Raw genomic sequence first — 16,669 nt, forward strand, 5'->3', positions numbered from 1 at the left:
TTATGCCAGACAACGCTATTTTTAACTCATCCATTGCATGGGATTTCTCCCTCTTTCACGATGAGCCTGTCACCGAAACATCCGCTACTGCGTTTGAGGAGAGGGTGCAGCAATGGGCAGAGCGTGAGTTATCCATGGGCGCTGACGGGGCTGATATTCACAAGGCGACACACGCCCTGTTGCACGGGGGAAGCGTCATCGATCTGGCCGGTCTGCATCTTACGTCTTTGCCTGATATCACACTCCCGCCGGGCGTTCTGCGTCTGGATCTGTCGGATAATCCGCGGCTGACCACACTTCCTGCACGTTTTCTTGACCAGTCACCGTATATCTGTGTCGTTATTGATAACACGTCTCTCTGCAGTGAGGACATCCGTTTTTTTGAGGATAGCCTTGGGAGCAAACTCTTTCACTATGAACAACAGCCAACGGATGGCGCAGAGCTGCAGGCGCGCTGCTCATACTCTGAGCTGTTCATCACAGGCGTGGAAGACGATACGGTTCATGAATACGCAAATCCGCTCTCCGGTGTCGCATCTGATCCCGCTGCAGGAGATGACACGGTAGACATGGCGCATGAGCGTGCAGAGTACGAGCAGGTTTATGCCTCCCCGGTTCATTCGGGTGCGGATATAGACAGTTATGCCTCATCCGTCCCTCCTGATGAGACCCGAAGCCCGGCCAGTATGGAGCAGGATTTGCCGTCACCTGAACACCGGGCATGGCTTAAGACCCACGTCGACGATAAACGGCCTGCTGGCAAAATGAAGATGATAACGCTTGGCAAGCTGCTCGAAAACGCTAAACCCTTTCCAGAAGACCTTAGCCTGGAAATAGTTGCCAAATATTATGGAATAGAGCTTTCCTCGGTGTATTCGGCCATTCGCGAGGCCCAGCGGCCTAAGGCGAATGGACGCGTGAGTGTACGTGGACTCTCAGTCGCAAACCAGGCATGGCTTGAGCGAAACCTGAGCGGACCTGTAGCCAGGAGCGAACGTAAAATGAAGACGTTGGCATCTCTTATTGTGGCGCAGAAGTCGTTGCCGGTGGGCCTCACTGAGAAGCTGATTGCCCAATACTATAATGTGAATCGTTCTACCCTTCATTCCGCCATCTTTAGAGCCCAAACACCGCAAATGCGGCCTCCCTTGTCAGAGGATAAGAGGGCATGGTTTGCTTCGCACTGGGACAACAATGTGCCTGCAGGCATAGAGAAAAAGGAGGCGGTGGCTGCCCTCTATCTGTCCCAAAATACCTTTCCATTGGGCATCACCTGTAGAGATATTGCAGAGTACTATAATCTAAAGTTTACCACCTTTGAGCATACCATTAAGAAACTCCGGTCGAAGGCAGTGCAGCCTCCGCTGTCAGACACAACCCTGGCATGGCTTGAGCAGAACTGGAATATTACGCTGGCAAATATCACATACGGAAAAATAAAGAGGCTGGCTGTCCTGTATCTGGCCGATAACACCAGGCCGGCGGAGCTCACTAAGCGGCAGATTGCCGGGTACTATAAGATCGATTATTACGCCTTTACCACGACCATCTGGAACGAGAAAAAAAACAAAGGTCCCGCCACAGCTAAGGATTAACAATGTAAACGGAAGGCCCAGCTATGCCTGATAATGCTATTTTTAACTCATCTTTGACATGGGATTTCTCTCCGCTTCACGATGAGCCTGTCACCGAAACATCCGCTACTGCGTTTGAGGAGAGGGTGCAGCAATGGGCAGAGTGTGAGTTGTCCATGGGCGCTGACGGGGCTGATATTCACAAGGCGATACACGCCCTGTTGCACGGGGGGAGCATCATCGATCTGGCCGGCCTGCATCTTACGTCTCTGCCTGATATCACACTCCCGCCGGGCGTTCTGCGCCTGGATCTGTCGGATAATCCGCGGCTGACCACACTTCCTGCACGTTTTCTCGACCAGTCACCGTATATCTGTGTCGTTATTGATAACACTTCTCTCTCCAGTGAGACCATCCGCGTTTTTGAGGCGCGACTCGGGAATAAACTCTTCCACCAGGAACAACAGGCAATGGATGGCGCAGAGCAGCAGGCGCGCTGCTTCTACCCTGAACTGTTCTGCACTGATGTGGAAGACAATCCGTTCGATGTTATGGCTCGTGAAGAGGCAAAACCGCTTTCCGATGTCGCATCTGAACCCGCTACAGGGGATGACACGGTGCATGAGCCTGCGGAGAACAGACAGGTTTATGCCTCCCCGGTTCATTCGGGTGCAGATGAAGACAGTTATGCCTCACCGGTCTCTCCCGATGAGTTTCGTCGCCCGTCCGGTATAGAGCAGAACTTGCTGCCACCTGAACACCAGGCATGGCTTAAGACCCACGTGGACGATAAACGGCCTGCTGGTAAAATGATGATGAAAACGCTTGGTACCCTGCTTGAGAAGGCTAAACCCCTGCCAGTGGGCCTTACCCGGGCGCAGATTGCCTGGTACTATGGGATACAGCGTACCTCCGTGTATGCGGCCATCCGCGAGGTCCGGCGGCCTAAGGCGCATGGGGCTGGGAGTGTGCCTGAACTATCAGACGCAAACCGGGCATGGATTGCGCTAAACCTGAGTGAACCTATGGCCAGAAACCCACGTGACGTGAAGACGCTGGCGTCTCTTTGTGTGGCGCATAAACCGTTGCCGGCGGGCCTCTCTGGGAGGCAGATTGCCCAGTATTATAAAGTAAATTATTCCACCCTTAATTCTGCTATCAACGCATTCTATGCACTGAAAACGCGGCCTCTGCTGCCAGAGGAGAAGAGGGCATGGCTTGCTTCAAACTGGGACAATAATATGCCTGTAGGCGTAGGGAAGGATAAGGCGGTGGCTGCCCTCTATCTGGCCGACAAAACCTTACCAGCGGGCATCACCTGTAGAGATATTGCAGAGTACTATGAGCTAAAGTTTTCCACCTTTGAGTATACCATTAAGCAACTCAGGTCGCAGGAAGCGCAGCCTCCGCTGTTAGACACAACCCTGGCGTGGCTTGAGCAGAACTGGAATCGAAAGATTGCCAATATCAGGCACGGAAAAATAAAAAGGCTGGCTGCCCTGTATGTGGTCGATAACACCAGGCCGGCGGAGCTCACCAGGCTGCAGATTGCCGGATACTATAAAGTCGATTATCAGTCCTTTACCAGGGCCATCAGGCAAAAAAAACGCACTGATCCCGCCACGGATACGCAATGAAAATATAGACGGGAGACCCGGCTATGCCCGGCAACGCTTTTTTCGACACATCCATAACATGGGGTAGCTCACTACTTCCCGATATCCCTGCCATTCAAACATCCGTTACTGTGTTTGAGGAGAGGGTGCGGCAATGGGCAGAGCGTGAGCTATCCATGGGGGCTAACGGGGCTGATATTCACAAGGCGACACACGCTTTGTTACACGGGGGGAGCGTCATCGATCTGGCCGGCCTGCATCTTACGTCTCTGCCTGATGCTGAACTTCCCCCTGACGTTCTGCGGCTGGATTTGTCGAATAATCCGCAACTGACTACTATCCCAGCCCGCTTTCTCAGCCAGACGCCGTTTATTTATGTCGTCATTGATAACACTGCGCTCTCCAGTGAGACTATCCGCTTTTTTGAGGATAGCCTTGGGTGCTTACTCTTTCACCGTGAACAACAGCCAACGGATGCCGCAGAGCCGGAGGCGTACTGCTTATTCCCCGAGCAATTCTTCACTGATGTGCAAGAATTACCCTTCGACAGGTATACCTCACTCGTTCTTCCTGATGAGAGCCATAGCCCGTCCGGCATGAAACAGCCTTTGCCTGCGCCTGAACAGCAGACAGGGCTTGAGCACCGGCGCGATAATTCACCTGAGGGTAAAGAGAGCGTGAAAGCACAGCCATCGATGCTATCCGATGAAAACCGGCGCTGGCTTGAGCGGAATTTTAGCTTCTCTATGGCCAGCAGCACTGACCGGGTAAGGACGCTGTCTGCCCTGTGTGTGGCTTATAAACCCTGGCCTGCGGAGCTCACCCTGGACCAGATTGCCCGGTATTATGGTGTACAGCTACCTCATAGCCTCAGGGCCAACCATCAACCCCGGGCGGAGCCCGCGCCGCATCCCATCTCAGCAGTAAACAGGGAATGGCTTGATCGGTACTGGCGCAATCACGTTCCTGAAGGCGAAGATAAAGTGGAGGCGGTGGCTACCCTCTATCTGAAGAGTCCATCATTGCCGATGGGCCTTACTATTCCACAGATTGCCGAGCACTTTACGTTAATGCCTGACAGCCTCAGGATGGCCATCGCGAGGGTGAAGGATAAGGTTGTGCATACTCCAGTCTCAGACCATCACCGTGCGTGGCTTGAGCAGAACTGGAGCCCTAAGCTGGCAGGTGTGCAGAGAGGAAGAACAGCGGCGCTGGCCGCACTCTGTGTGGCCTCCAAACCGCCAGCCGGGCTTACTCAGATGCAGATAGCCCGGTACTATGATGTAAAATATTACGGATTAACCACGGCTATATACAGGTGGCATCAGTGGATCCGTACCGAAACGGGTGTGGAGTGAGTGTATGTAACGTGCGGTTCGGCACCCATCTTAAGCCCCCCGGATGAGGGGCTTAAGCTATTACTGCTGGGGTGCTAACGGTACGGCAGGGGCCGCCGGTTCCGGTATTCCCAAACCAGGCATACCAAACATACCCACAAAATCTTCCAGCGGCATTTTGTCGCCGTTAAGCGTGACCTGGCCGTTGGCATACTGCAGGCTGGTTGAGATGGTATTGTCTTCGAGCTTAGTGATGCGGAACATCTGGCCCATTGCCGCCAGGCCTTTTACCTGTTGGTTAGCCAGCTTGCCGGCATCCTCTTCACCGTACCCTTCAAGCTTCGCAATCTGGGTCATAAACTCGGTTGCCATGTCCATTGGGATGGTCAATTTGCTGTCGAGGGATTTCACGCTGCGATCCACTTCCTGGGCCAGCGTCTGCGGCTCAGCCGGTGCCGGGTTTTTCAGGAACAGAGAGAGGTTAAAGTTGGTCTCGCCTTTGCTATTTTTCCAGCTCAGCGGAGCTACGGTTATCACCGGTTCACCTTTGAGCAGGATAGGCAGGTTGTTGAACAGCACCGCCATCGCCTGTTGCTGATAAACGACCGGGTTTTGCTGCAGTGCGGCATCGCTCAGCAGGGCCTGGCTCTCTTTACTGTATTTCTGGCTAAATTCATGCCACGCTTGTCCGTCGATATTGCCGATCTTCAGCGACAGTTTGCCAGTGCCGAGATCCTGGTTCTGCACTTTCAGGCTGTTGAGGGTGTAGTCGAGTTGAGTATTGATGCTTTTGCCATCTTTGGAGAGATCGGACTTACCGTTCAGAACCATCCCTTCCAGCACGGCCAACTCTTTACCTTCAACGCCAATGGTCATTTTATCGAGACTCAATCTCTGGTCACCCACGCGCTCGTCAAACCCGGTCATACGGCTGTTGCCGCTGACGTTCAGGTTATTAAACGTCAGTTGCACCTTCTGATCGTACTCATTGACGGCATTAACCAGCCCGCTTTCGGCTTCGCCTGTCAGGGAGACATTTTTACCGTCACGATCGGCTTCAAGCTGGAAATGACCGCCGCTAAAGGCAACTTTATCGTTACCTTTCTCATAGTTCAGCGCTTTCAGGGCAATATCAGAATGCGTACCCCCGGCATAGCTGATGCGGGTATTGATTTCGAATGGCGACTGGTTATTGGCCAACTCAAACAGCGGTTTGGTCACCTCGTTATTCACCAGTACCGTTCTGGCAAAGGCCATGGACGGGATCACATTAAACGATTTCAACTGGGCCAGCGGGAAAGGACCGTGGCTCACCACCTCATCCAGCACCACGCTCTGACCCGGTTTCAGCCATGCGGTTTGATTACCGGCCACAGGTTTCACCACCACCTGCATACGACTGGTAAACACGCCACGCTGATAATTCTGGTAGCTCAGTTCAATGCCTGCTTCAGGCGCGCTGCGTTTAATTTCGCTGTTTGCCTGCACCACCATCTCTGCCAGACGGCTTTCGAGTTGCTTACCGGTAAACCAGGAAGCCCCCGTCCAGACCACGCCTAATGCAACAATCACGCCTACCGCTACGACCGATTTTTTCATTGCCATTATCCCTAAATGAAACCAGGCGGTAATTACCGCCTGGTGATATAACGCTCTCAACTAGCTTAGCAAGAGTCGGTAAAAAATTCAGTAAGTGCTTAAAGCTTATTGAAAACACGCGCCAGACGGCCAGAGCCGCTCACGCTAATGGGAGATTCATTTGCCGCAACGAAAGCTGATTCACCTGGCTTTAGCACCAGACGCTGCCCCTCTTTATGCAGCATCGCTTCACCGTCCACGCAGAACAGGATCGCCGCGCTTTGCTGGGCGATAGCCGTTTCTGCTGCGCTCAGGTCGTGCAGCGCGAAGGCAAAATCATCCACCGGGATCGGGAAGTCCAGCTCAGGGCCATTTTTCACCGGTTGTGTCAGCAACTCTGCGGCAGGTTTCGCCACAAACTTGACGTTAGCAACCAGTTCCGGGATATCAATGTACTTAGGCGTCAGGCCCGCACGCAGTACGTTATCTGAGTTTGCCATCACCTCCAGCGCCACACCCTGCAGGTAGGCGTGCGGGGTTTCGGCAAACAGGAACATAGCATCGCCCGGGTTTAGCTTGACCACATTCAGCAGCAGGGGAGAGAACAGGCCGCTGTCGTCCGGGTAAAACGCGGAGATCAAACGAATCGTGTCCCAGGGCTCACCCTGCTGGCTGGCTAGCGCCGCTTTCAACACCGCCAGCGCGTGGAACTTTTCTTCGCCCTGCATGTTCAGCAGGCTGGCAAACAGCTGGCTCAGACCCGCTGCATCCGGGTTTTCAAGGAAATGCGCAATCGCCTTGCTGGCACCGGCGACAGGCTGCAGCAGAGAGATAATCTCCGGGAACGCGCGGAACGCGTTCATCGCCAGGAAGGGGGTGAGGGCGAAAACCAGCTCTGGCTTATGGTTAGGATCTTTGTAGTTGCGTTCGGCGGCATCTAACGGAATACCGGCTGTATTCTCTTTGGCAAAGCCAATTTCAGACGCTTTCTTGTTCGGGTGAACCTGAATGGAAAGCGGCTGGTCGGCACACAGCACTTTAAACAGGAACGGCAGCTCGCCAAAACGGGTCGCCACTTTTTCGCCGAGCAGCGCGGCTTTGTCGGCGTCGATCACCTCGCGCAGGCTGCGGACCTGGCCGTGGGTGTCTTCAATTTTTGAGCTGCTCTTCGGGTGCGCGCCCATCCACAGTTCTGCCATCGGCAGGTCGTTCGGGTTCGCGATACCGTAGAGATCCGTTAACGCAGTTTTACTTCCCCAGGCGTAGTTTTGCACTGAGTTGATGAGTTTTTGCATTATCAAGCCCTGATTCATGTGAAAGTAACTGCGGGTATTAAAGCAATAAACCGCGTGGAAGTAACCTGCGGATGTAAAAAGTCGTACTAGTCTCAGTTTTTGTTAAAAAATTGTGTAGGATAAGCTAACTCGCTTTTAAGCGGGCAGCGGAACATCTGCCCAATATAATCAGACCCAGGCAGTAAGTGAGAGAACAATGTCGAACAAACCCTTCTATTATCAGGATCCTTTTCCCCTCGCTAAGGATCAGACCGAGTATTACCTGTTAACCCGCGATCACGTTTGCGTCGCTGAATTCGAAGGCCAGCAGATCCTCAAGGTTGACCCACAGGCGCTGACGCTTCTGGCGCAGCACGCGTTCCACGATGCCTCCTTTATGCTGCGCCCTGCGCATCAGCAGCAGGTTGCAGATATTCTTAGCGATCCGCAGGCCAGCGAAAACGACAAATACGTTGCGCTGCAGTTCCTGCGCAACTCGGATATCGCGGCCAAAGGCATTCTGCCCACCTGTCAGGATACGGGCACAGCCATTATCACCGGTAAAAAAGGTCAGCGCGTCTGGACCGGCGGCGGTGACGAAGCGGCACTGGCGCAGGGCGTTTATAACACCTATATCGAAGATAACCTGCGTTACTCGCAAAACGCGGCGCTGGATATGTATAACGAGGTCAACACCGGCACCAACCTGCCGGCCCAGATTGATCTCTACAGCGTGGACGGGGACGAGTACAAATTCCTCTGCATCGCTAAAGGTGGGGGGTCAGCAAACAAAACCTATCTTTACCAGGAAACTAAAGCGCTGCTCAGTCCGGGCAAACTCAAGACCTACCTGGTGGAGAAAATGCGTACCCTCGGTACTGCCGCCTGCCCGCCGTACCATATCGCGTTTGTGATTGGCGGAACCTCGGCAGAAAGTACGCTGAAAACCGTCAAGCTGGCGTCCACCAGGTACTACGACGGCCTGCCAACCGAAGGCAACGAACACGGTCAGGCGTTCCGCGATATTCAGCTCGAGCAGGAACTGTTAAAGGAAGCGCAGGATCTCGGCCTTGGCGCGCAGTTTGGCGGTAAATACTTCGCGCACGATATTCGCGTTATTCGTCTGCCGCGCCACGGTGCTTCCTGCCCGGTGGGAATGGGCGTCTCCTGTTCTGCCGATCGCAACATCAAAGCGAAGATCAACCGTGACGGCGTGTGGATTGAGAAGCTGGAGAACAACCCTGGCAAGTATATTCCGCAAGAACTGCGTAAAGCGGGTGAAGGCGAAGCCGTTCACGTTGACCTGAACCGCCCGATGAGCGACATTCTGGCACAGCTTTCGCACTACCCGGTCTCGACGCGTCTTTCGCTAAACGGGACGATTATTGTTGGGCGCGACATTGCGCATGCGAAGCTAAAAGAGCGTCTCGACAATGGCGAAGGGTTACCGCAGTACATTAAAGACCACCCTATCTACTACGCAGGGCCGGCGAAAACGCCAGAGGGCTATGCCTCGGGTTCGTTAGGCCCGACTACGGCGGGCCGTATGGACTCCTATGTTGACCAACTGCAGGCCAACGGCGGGAGCATGATCATGCTGGCGAAAGGCAACCGCAGCCAGCAGGTCACGGATGCCTGCCACAAGCACGGCGGCTTCTACCTTGGCAGCATCGGTGGACCGGCAGCGGTACTGGCGCAGGGCAGCATCAAGAGCCTGGCGTGCGTGGCGTACCCGGAACTGGGTATGGAAGCCATCTGGAAAATTGAAGTTGAAGACTTCCCGGCGTTTATCCTGGTGGATGACAAAGGTAATGACTTCTTCAAACAGATCCAGTCGTCGCCGTGTTCGGCCTGCGTGAAGTAAATGAACACAGCCGGGGGGCGGCAATGCCTGACCCGGCAAATCAGAGAGCGCACAAAGCGCCATACGGATATTCATAAGCCATCAATACTTATCTCTTAAGCATGTGAGCAATCCCCTCTTTATGAACAAGGAGAAAGTAATGACCATTCATCGCAGCGAGCAAGACTCCATGGGCGCCATCGACGTCCCGGCCGATAAACTGTGGGGCGCGCAAACCCAGCGTTCGCTTGAGCATTTCCGCATATCGACCGAGAAAATGCCCGTCTCGCTGATTCAGGCCCTGGCGCTCACCAAACGCGCCGCAGCGAAAGTAAACCTGGATTTAGGCCTGCTGGCGGCAGATAAAGCCTCGGCGATTATTACGGCCGCCGACGAAGTGCTGGCGGGTAAACATCCCGACGAATTCCCACTCGCAGTCTGGCAGACCGGCTCGGGTACCCAAAGCAACATGAACATGAATGAAGTGCTGGCGAACCGGGCCAGCGAACTGCTGGGCGGCGTTCGCGGCATGGAGCGGAAAGTTCACCCCAACGATGACGTCAACAAAAGCCAGAGTTCTAACGATGTGTTTCCGACGGCGATGCACGTTGCGGCGGTGATTGCCATCCGTGAACAGCTTATCCCGCAGTTGCAGGTGCTCAAAACCACGCTTAACGAAAAAGCAGTGGCCTTTAGCGACATCGTCAAAATAGGCCGCACCCATCTGCAGGACGCCACGCCCCTGACGCTCGGCCAGGAGATTTCCGGCTGGGTCGCCATGCTTGAACATAATCTGAAACACATCGAACACGGTCTGCCGCATCTGGCCGAGCTGGCGCTGGGCGGCACCGCTGTCGGTACGGGGTTAAACACCCATCCGGAGTATGCCGTGCGCGTGGCGGCTGAGCTGGCCGATATTGCCGGACAGCCGTTTGTGACCGCGCCCAATAAATTTGAAGCGCTGGCGACCTGCGACGCCCTGGTCCACACCCACGGCGCGCTGAAAGGGCTGGCGGCATCGCTGATGAAAATAGCCAACGACGTGCGCTGGCTGGCGTCCGGCCCGCGTTGCGGTATCGGTGAAATCAGCATTCCGGAAAACGAACCGGGAAGCTCCATCATGCCGGGGAAGGTCAACCCGACCCAGTGTGAAGCCATGACCATGCTCTGCTGCCAGGTCATGGGGAACGACGTCGCCGTTAACATGGGCGGTGCATCGGGTAACTTTGAGCTAAACGTCTATCGTCCGATGGTGATTCACAACGTGCTGCAGTCTGTGCGCCTGCTGGCCGACGGCATGGAGAGCTTCAACGAACATTGCGCGGTAGGCATTGAACCGAACCGGGCACGTATCAACCAGTTGCTGAACGAGTCCCTGATGCTGGTGACGGCGCTTAACACCCATATCGGTTATGACAAAGCGGCCGAAATCGCCAAAAAAGCGCACAAAGAGGGGCTAACGCTGAAAGCCTCCGCGCTGGCACTGGGCTACCTGACCGAGTCCGAGTTTGATAGCTGGGTGCGCCCGCAAGAGATGGTCGGCAGCCTGAAGTAATCACTTAGCGACATACAGGTGCAGCCGTGGAATGATCGGCTCTAGCGGCTGCGCCTGCGGCTTATAGCGATGCTGAACGTTTTCAGCATCGTAGTTCAGCAGCTCGCCAATATCCGGCACAATGGCGCCATGATCGGCATCATACAGCGCAATCAACGGCGTTGGGCAGGCGTACTGCACCTGCTTTTGTTGCCCGGAATACCAGACGCGGGCAATAGGCTGCACCTTCACCGGACGCTTGATCTTGAGGCGGGTATCGGCCGGTAACGAGGCAATGCTGTGGTACTCCTGCTCCAGACGCGCTATCCACTGCTCGCGCGACCACGGCGCGACCGTTCGTGGCGTTTTCAGGCTTTTCTCCAGTTGCGCCAGGATTTCATCCCGGGTGAAATTTTTAATGATGTGTTTATTAGCCCAGCCAAAACGCAGCGTGGCGGGGTGGCGCAGTATGGTCAGCGAGCGATAGGCGTTGAGCGTAATCAGCCCTGGGAGCTGGCGATGCACCCACTCAAAACGCGCAGCAGGGGTGAGCCCCGACTCTTCGGTGACAATCTTTTCAAAGGTCGCTTTTAGCGTATTGATCTGCGCAATCCGGGCTTCCAGCGCTTCACGGGTTGGTGTATCGGTTTGCAGACAGATAACGCCAGGCAGACGCACGGCTGCCTTACTGCTGCGGTTTTCTGACTGCTGTTGGATAAACAAACGACGATAGTGCTGCAGCGTCAACGCCAGCGCGGCTTTGCCGAGATACTGCTGGACCTCGATGGTTTCCAGCGGGTCATGCTCTGCGCCTTTTGCCACATCGGGCAGGGTAAACACCCGCGCGGCTAACAGACGGCAGGCCTGCAAATGCGTTGTCAGGGCCAGGAGCTGGCGCTCAATGTCACGAAAAGTGGTGTTCAGACGTTCGAGAAGATCGTAGCTCGCCATAGTCATCTCTCATTAGTTACAACATACTTATTGTATAACACAGCACGCCGGGTCGGGCCAGCGTGCGGTCAGGGTCAAACAGCAGGGGGAAGGGCGACGTTATGATAAACCGGCCAGCTAAAGCAGAAACGCGCTCCGCCGAGCTCGCTCTCTTCACAGTGCACCGTGCCGCCCATCGCCTGGGCGATGGAGTGGACAATCGCCAGTCCCAGGCCACATCCGCCCGTTGCGCGATCGCGGCTTGGGTCGAGACGCACAAAGGGTTCGAAAACGGTTTCACGCGCCTGGGGCTCAATGCCAGGACCGTCGTCTTCAACCGTCAGGCTGGCCCGGTTGTCCTGCAAATCTAAGCTGATTTTCATTGTCTTTACGCTATAGCGCAGGGCGTTGTTGACCAGGTTATCCAGCACGCGCTCCATCAATCGCATATCCAGGGCACCGTAATCGCCGGGGGTGACGGTTGCCAGCAGCGTGCGCTGGGGGTTGACGCTCTGCACATCCTCAATATGCGTCTGCAACCAGAGCGGCAGATCGGTCATGCTGAGCGTTAGTTCGTTTTGCGGGCGGTCGAGCCGGGCGTAGGTCAGCAACTCTTCTATTAATGCTTCAAGCTGGCCGATATCGCGGTTGAGCGCCATGTGCTCTGTCCCGGTAAGGTTTTCACTCATCTCCAGCCGGTAACGCAGACGCACCAGCGGCGTACGCAGTTCGTGCGCTATGCCGTCGATCAGCTTTTTTTTACTGGCAATCAACGCGTTGATGTTATCAGCCATCTGGTTAAATGCGATGCCAAGTCGGTCAAAACTGGAACCCGCATCGAAGTGAATACGTTCGGTAAGATGCCCCTCGCCAAAGCGCTGGGCGGCTGACTCCAGTTTTAGCATGTCCTGCCAGTGGGGCCGCATCCAGATAAACACCGGAAAAGCCAGTGAAATGGCAATAAACACCATCAGCGCCATATCCAAAAGGCGCATCTGATGCAGGTAATAGAGATAAGGCACAGGCCCCACGGCCAGTACATAATGGCTACGAGGAATGCGCTGGATGAAGGTATATTTCTCATCCAGCGCCACAATATCCCCTTCGCGCAGACGCTGCCGGGCCGGGGCATCTAAATCGAAGTCTTTTAAAGGCTCAATGCGCAGATCAAACGACAGATTCAAATCCAGCTCTTTCAGGGTCTTAGCCCAGTCATGAGGCGGAATTTCCCGCAGCTCGCTGCGCATCAGATAGAGCGAGCTTTTCATTAAGTCATCCAGCGACTGCCGGCCCGCGCGTTCGGCGGTGAATTTGTAGACCAGCCCGACCAGCATGGTCATCACCAGAAAGCAGACAAACAACAAAAGATAAAATTGTACGAACAGCTTTTTCATTAAAAACCACCGAACGTTGAATATGTTAGCCACTACGCGTTTATGCTGGCAGATTACACGAATACGGTCGATGACGTAGGCATTTTGTGTATCACTCTCCGCGTTGTTCAGCGAAAATTACCGCGCCGTTATCCTCAAACGCGCCTCCAGTAACAATTAATAGACTTCTCAATTTTTTTACTTCTCTTACTATCAGAGTGGTTATTATTTCGTTAATGAGGTCTGGCTATGTTAAGTTCAACGATTCGGTCAAGTTCGGTTTTATTAAAGACGTCTTATGATGCTGATTTCATTTCCAGTGAGGACGTTCATAAAGCTATAGTTAAGGTTTTTGAAGGCTTTCCTACTGGAAGGGAGATGGCGGTTGAAATTGGCAAAGCATGGAAGAAATTTAAGGCGGATAATCCAGACGGGAGTAACCTGGTTTCCTCGCTGGCGTTCAGTTATAAGGGCTACGATATTCTTGTTGAGGGCGGGGGGGTAAAAGCATGGTACAAAATAACCGACCGCTATCAACAGATAACCACTCATGAGCTTTCTACTAAACAATCCACGTACTTTATTGAGCGGTGTGATCTTGCACAGCAGTTTAACGATATTAAAACGCTCAATCCGGATCTCGACATTGATTTCAAATACGAGCATGGTTCTGGTTATGACTCAGATTCTGAATCAGAGTATAAAGAAACACTAAACCGACTGAATCTTGATGGGCGTGACCTGAATAATGCCAACCTGAGTAACCTTGATCTGAAAAAGATTATGCTTGGATATACAAACTTAAGTGGAGCAGACCTGAGTGGTAGCGACCTTGAAGGTGCAGACCTTTGTTATGCAGAACTCATGAATGCGAACCTGAAGGGATGTAATCTGGAAAAGGCTGATTTGAGCGATGCCAGTCTGGATGGGGCCAACCTTCGCGACGTAAAGCTAAAAGGGGCTAAGTTTGACAAAACCTCTCTGAAGCAAACGGATTTTCGCGATACCGATCTGACCCACATTGCGAACGAAGAAGATATTGATTTTGAAGCCTGGGAACAGGCGATAATGGACCCCGAAATGCGGAAACATTTTGATAACGCAAAAGCCAGAACCCAGGTCGCAGAAAAGGCAGAAGCGTAAAGATGAATCTGCCTCAACTGTATAGAGATTGTCATTTTCGGCATCACATCGCTGGCTTACATTGCGTGCGTGCGAGATTTTACCCTGGCAATGAGCGTTTCCGTTATGGCCAGACCTTCCGCAACATGAGCGTCGATAACTGAAATTCCGAATTCTTTAATTAAATCAAGGAGTATTTCATAAGACTGGATCAGCTCAAGGAGAGTGAGTAGCGCTTTTTGGTCGGTGAGTGAGAGCGAGGGGCGGCTAATCGCTGTTTGATTAACAATCCACTCAAGATTGGTTTTGATGGCTTCGACCTTATCGTAACTATACATAAGTCATTGGCTTAAATCCTCATTTCAAGATTTTTGTGAAGAACATAACGGCAAGGCTTTGTTTTGTAAAAGCCGAACAACGCGTTGGCAAAAAGGACGAATGCAGGTGAGCCGGAACGGGCGGGTAGCAGTAGCGGCGCGGGTTTGCCAACGCTAGTGCCGTATGTCCCCAGAGAACGGGTATAAGGAGAGTAGGCTGTGTCCCTTAATCGTTTGAGCTATAGTAACTGTCTGTTTCCACAACATATTGAACTATGGCTCGCTACGACCTTCCTGATGAAGCATGGATTATCATCCAGCCTTTATTGCCTGCTGAACCCGTATCTCCACGGGCCGGACGCCCATGGGCTGAGCATCGTAAAATTATCAACGGTATGTTCTGGGTGTTGTGTTCCGGGGCTCCGTGGCGTGATTTACCTGAACGATATGGACCATGGAAAACGGTTTATAACCGCTTTAACCGGTGGTCAAAATCAGGTGTTATTAACATTATTTTCAACAGGTTGCTTTCGCTACTTGATGCCAGCAATCTTGTTGACTGGTCTGCTACGGCGCTGGATGGCAGCAATATCCGGGCGTTGAAATGTGCTGCCGGGGCTCAAAAAAACATCCCGATATCGCCGGAGATAATGGGCTGGGTCGCTCTCGCGGTGGTTTTGGCACCAAAATCCATCTGGCGACAGACGGAAACGGTCTTCCGTTAAACATAGTGCTGAGTCCCGGACAGGCTCACGAAAGCCAGTTCGCGCAACGTCTTCTCGACGGTATTGGTGTTCAGCGCCAGAACGGCAGCATGAAACGCCGTGGCCATGCGGTACTGGCCGACAAAGCGTACTCCGGGCATGCGTTACGCAACGAACTGAAAAGCAAAGGTATAAAAGCAGTCATTCCCCGAAAATCAAATGAGAAAATGGCATTGGATGGGCGTTCACAGCTCGATCGTAATGCGTACCGCAATCGCAACGTTGTTGAGCGATGTTTTGGTCGCCTGAAAGAATACCGTCGCATAGCGACGCGTTACGACAAAACGGCGAGAAATTATCTGGCGATGGTGAAGCTGGGCTGCATCCGGCTCTTTTATCAACGACTATATAATTAAGGGACACAGCCTAGATTAAGTATGCCTCAATTTGCCGTTTAAGCAAGGCGCGTTTGCGCAACCGGCAACGTTTCCTGGGGTATCCTCAAAAGCGCCGCCACGAACCACTAATAGACTTCTCTATTTTTTTGTACGTCGTAATCTGCCTTTTCTCCTGATTTGGATAATGAGGTAAGGATATGATTGGTCCGACCATGCAAAGCACACGTGTTCTTTCATACACAGAAGTCAGAGACGCCTGCTTTGCTGCAAGGGTGACTGATAAAGTCAATAAAGATATTATGACTGTTTTTAATTGCACGCCTTTGGCTGATGACCTGGCGAATGAAATGGGCAAAGCATGGAAAGCCTGTAAGGAGAATAATCCAAACTGGAGGGAAGAGGCGATCGCTCTGGAGGTGAAATATAAAGACTGTGATATTTTGTTAGAGAAAAAGAATATGAATTTTCCAGTGAACATTGTCGTTTTTTTATTGCGAAATGTAATCTTATAGAGCAATATAGCGATATTAAACGCCTGAATCCCGCGCTTAAAATCGCATTCGAATACGACAGCTCAGGTGGCAATGACACAGACTCTGATACCCAGTATGAGGATACCTTTAACCGTCTTAAACTCAATTCGGCACACATGGATAACGCTAACCTGAGTAACCTTAATTTGAGAGGGGTTCTGCTCGGAAATGCAAAATTGAACGGTGCAGATCTGAGTGGGAGTAATCTTAAAGGTGCAGATTTGGGTTGTGCAAAGCTCAACGATGCGAAACTGGATAACTGTAAGCTGGAAAAGGTAGATTTCACCTATGCAGAATTAGACAGGGCAAGCCTTCGCGATGTAAACCTTAAGGATGCGGTATTTGAGGGTACGTCTCTTATTAAAACGGATTTTGGCGATACGGACCTTACACAATTTGCAAACGATGAATGTGTATGTCCCGAAGAGTGGGACAACGCGATAATGAACCCGGAAATGCGCAAACGCTTCGATGAGGCGAAGGCCAGGGAAGCTGCTGCACAAACGTCAGACGAGGACATTTGAATTTGCCCCGAC

At 52.8% G+C, this 16,669-nt stretch carries 14 protein-coding genes; 9 read left to right on the plus strand and 5 right to left on the minus strand.

The annotated features are described in order from the left end of the window. Window positions 1-2: 2 nt before the first annotated feature. The 3 genes from NL510_RS10685 (at window position 3) to NL510_RS10695 (ending at window position 4,548) form a co-directional block, all read left to right on the plus strand. Complete coding sequence (locus NL510_RS10685; protein WP_253384432.1) at window positions 3-1,595, plus strand: hypothetical protein; 1,593 nt, start codon at window positions 3-5, stop codon at window positions 1,593-1,595. Window positions 1,596-1,618: 23 nt separating this feature from the next. Continuing rightward, on the plus strand, window positions 1,619-3,211 hold the full coding sequence (locus NL510_RS10690) for a hypothetical protein (RefSeq protein ID WP_253384434.1): 1,593 nt from the start codon (window positions 1,619-1,621) through the stop codon (window positions 3,209-3,211). Between the two features lie 125 nt (window positions 3,212-3,336). Next, window positions 3,337-4,548 (plus strand): hypothetical protein, encoded by a 1,212-nt coding sequence (locus NL510_RS10695; protein ID WP_253384440.1) that lies wholly within the window; start codon window positions 3,337-3,339, stop codon window positions 4,546-4,548. 60 nt (window positions 4,549-4,608) lie between these two features. Here NL510_RS10695 and NL510_RS10700 read toward each other — a convergent pair whose 3' ends face one another. Together NL510_RS10700 and manA are read right to left on the minus strand one after the other, a co-directional pair. Next, on the minus strand, window positions 4,609-6,126 hold the full coding sequence (locus NL510_RS10700) for a YdgA family protein (protein ID WP_253384446.1): 1,518 nt from the start codon (window positions 6,124-6,126) through the stop codon (window positions 4,609-4,611). Window positions 6,127-6,224: 98 nt separating this feature from the next. Next, window positions 6,225-7,400: a mannose-6-phosphate isomerase gene (gene manA / locus NL510_RS10705; RefSeq protein WP_253384449.1), complete on the minus strand. Its 1,176-nt coding sequence runs from the start codon at window positions 7,398-7,400 to the stop codon at window positions 6,225-6,227. A gap of 196 nt (window positions 7,401-7,596) precedes the next feature. On the opposite strand from manA, the gene fumA reads away from it, so the two are divergent. Further along, window positions 7,597-9,243, plus strand: a complete 1,647-nt coding sequence (gene fumA / locus NL510_RS10710; protein WP_253384452.1) for a class I fumarate hydratase FumA — start codon at window positions 7,597-7,599, stop codon at window positions 9,241-9,243. A 139-nt stretch (window positions 9,244-9,382) separates the two neighbouring features. Beyond that, on the plus strand, window positions 9,383-10,777 hold the full coding sequence (gene fumC, locus NL510_RS10715; RefSeq protein ID WP_253384458.1) for a class II fumarate hydratase: 1,395 nt from the start codon (window positions 9,383-9,385) through the stop codon (window positions 10,775-10,777). Here the strand turns inward: fumC and tus are convergent, their stop codons facing one another. Together tus and rstB are read right to left on the minus strand one after the other, a co-directional pair. Then, complete coding sequence (gene tus, locus NL510_RS10720) at window positions 10,778-11,707, minus strand: DNA replication terminus site-binding protein (protein WP_253384465.1); 930 nt, start codon at window positions 11,705-11,707, stop codon at window positions 10,778-10,780. Window positions 11,708-11,781: 74 nt separating this feature from the next. Continuing rightward, window positions 11,782-13,080, minus strand: coding sequence for a two-component system sensor histidine kinase RstB (rstB, locus tag NL510_RS10725; protein ID WP_253384467.1), 1,299 nt, complete (start codon window positions 13,078-13,080; stop codon window positions 11,782-11,784). Between the two features lie 228 nt (window positions 13,081-13,308). Between rstB and NL510_RS10730 the strand changes: the two genes are divergently transcribed. Next, window positions 13,309-14,202: a pentapeptide repeat-containing protein gene (locus NL510_RS10730; protein ID WP_253384473.1), complete on the plus strand. Its 894-nt coding sequence runs from the start codon at window positions 13,309-13,311 to the stop codon at window positions 14,200-14,202. Between the two features lie 56 nt (window positions 14,203-14,258). Here NL510_RS10730 and NL510_RS10735 read toward each other — a convergent pair whose 3' ends face one another. Then, window positions 14,259-14,519: a hypothetical protein gene (locus NL510_RS10735; protein WP_253384479.1), complete on the minus strand. Its 261-nt coding sequence runs from the start codon at window positions 14,517-14,519 to the stop codon at window positions 14,259-14,261. A gap of 254 nt (window positions 14,520-14,773) precedes the next feature. On the opposite strand from NL510_RS10735, the gene NL510_RS10740 reads away from it, so the two are divergent. The 3 genes from NL510_RS10740 to NL510_RS10750 all read left to right on the plus strand — a co-directional run bounded on the left by NL510_RS10740 (window position 14,774) and on the right by NL510_RS10750 (window position 16,657). Then, a protein-coding gene (locus NL510_RS10740; protein ID WP_253376809.1) for an IS5 family transposase occupies window positions 14,774-15,618 on the plus strand; the annotation gives its coding sequence in 2 pieces (ribosomal slippage) (window positions 14,774-15,119 and window positions 15,119-15,618; 846 coding nt in all). Between the two features lie 179 nt (window positions 15,619-15,797). After that, a complete protein-coding gene (locus NL510_RS10745) occupies window positions 15,798-16,112 on the plus strand; it encodes a hypothetical protein (protein ID WP_253384483.1) in 315 nt (104 codons plus the stop codon). Between the two features lie 137 nt (window positions 16,113-16,249). After that, on the plus strand, window positions 16,250-16,657 hold the full coding sequence (locus NL510_RS10750) for a pentapeptide repeat-containing protein (protein WP_253384486.1): 408 nt from the start codon (window positions 16,250-16,252) through the stop codon (window positions 16,655-16,657). The last annotated feature ends 12 nt before the right edge of the window (window positions 16,658-16,669 follow it).

The sequence above is a fragment of the unidentified bacterial endosymbiont genome (assembly GCF_918797525.1).
Lineage (GTDB): Bacteria > Pseudomonadota > Gammaproteobacteria > Enterobacterales > Enterobacteriaceae > Enterobacter.

Excerpts from the sequence above, each read along its gene's own strand:
- NL510_RS10685 (WP_253384432.1), top strand. The coding sequence starts at position 3 with ATGCCAGACAACGCTATTTTTAACTCATCCATTGCATGGGATTTCTCC.
- NL510_RS10690 (WP_253384434.1), top strand. The coding sequence starts at position 1,619 with ATGCCTGATAATGCTATTTTTAACTCATCTTTGACATGGGATTTCTCT.
- NL510_RS10700 (WP_253384446.1), bottom strand. The coding sequence starts at position 6,126 with ATGAAAAAATCGGTCGTAGCGGTAGGCGTGATTGTTGCATTAGGCGTG.
- manA (WP_253384449.1), bottom strand. The coding sequence starts at position 7,400 with ATGCAAAAACTCATCAACTCAGTGCAAAACTACGCCTGGGGAAGTAAA.
- fumA (WP_253384452.1), top strand. The coding sequence starts at position 7,597 with ATGTCGAACAAACCCTTCTATTATCAGGATCCTTTTCCCCTCGCTAAG.
- fumC (WP_253384458.1), top strand. The coding sequence starts at position 9,383 with ATGACCATTCATCGCAGCGAGCAAGACTCCATGGGCGCCATCGACGTC.
- tus (WP_253384465.1), bottom strand. The coding sequence starts at position 11,707 with ATGGCGAGCTACGATCTTCTCGAACGTCTGAACACCACTTTTCGTGAC.
- rstB (WP_253384467.1), bottom strand. The coding sequence starts at position 13,080 with ATGAAAAAGCTGTTCGTACAATTTTATCTTTTGTTGTTTGTCTGCTTT.
- NL510_RS10730 (WP_253384473.1), top strand. The coding sequence starts at position 13,309 with ATGTTAAGTTCAACGATTCGGTCAAGTTCGGTTTTATTAAAGACGTCT.
- NL510_RS10735 (WP_253384479.1), bottom strand. The coding sequence starts at position 14,519 with ATGTATAGTTACGATAAGGTCGAAGCCATCAAAACCAATCTTGAGTGG.
- NL510_RS10745 (WP_253384483.1), top strand. The coding sequence starts at position 15,798 with ATGATTGGTCCGACCATGCAAAGCACACGTGTTCTTTCATACACAGAA.
- NL510_RS10750 (WP_253384486.1), top strand. The coding sequence starts at position 16,250 with ATGGATAACGCTAACCTGAGTAACCTTAATTTGAGAGGGGTTCTGCTC.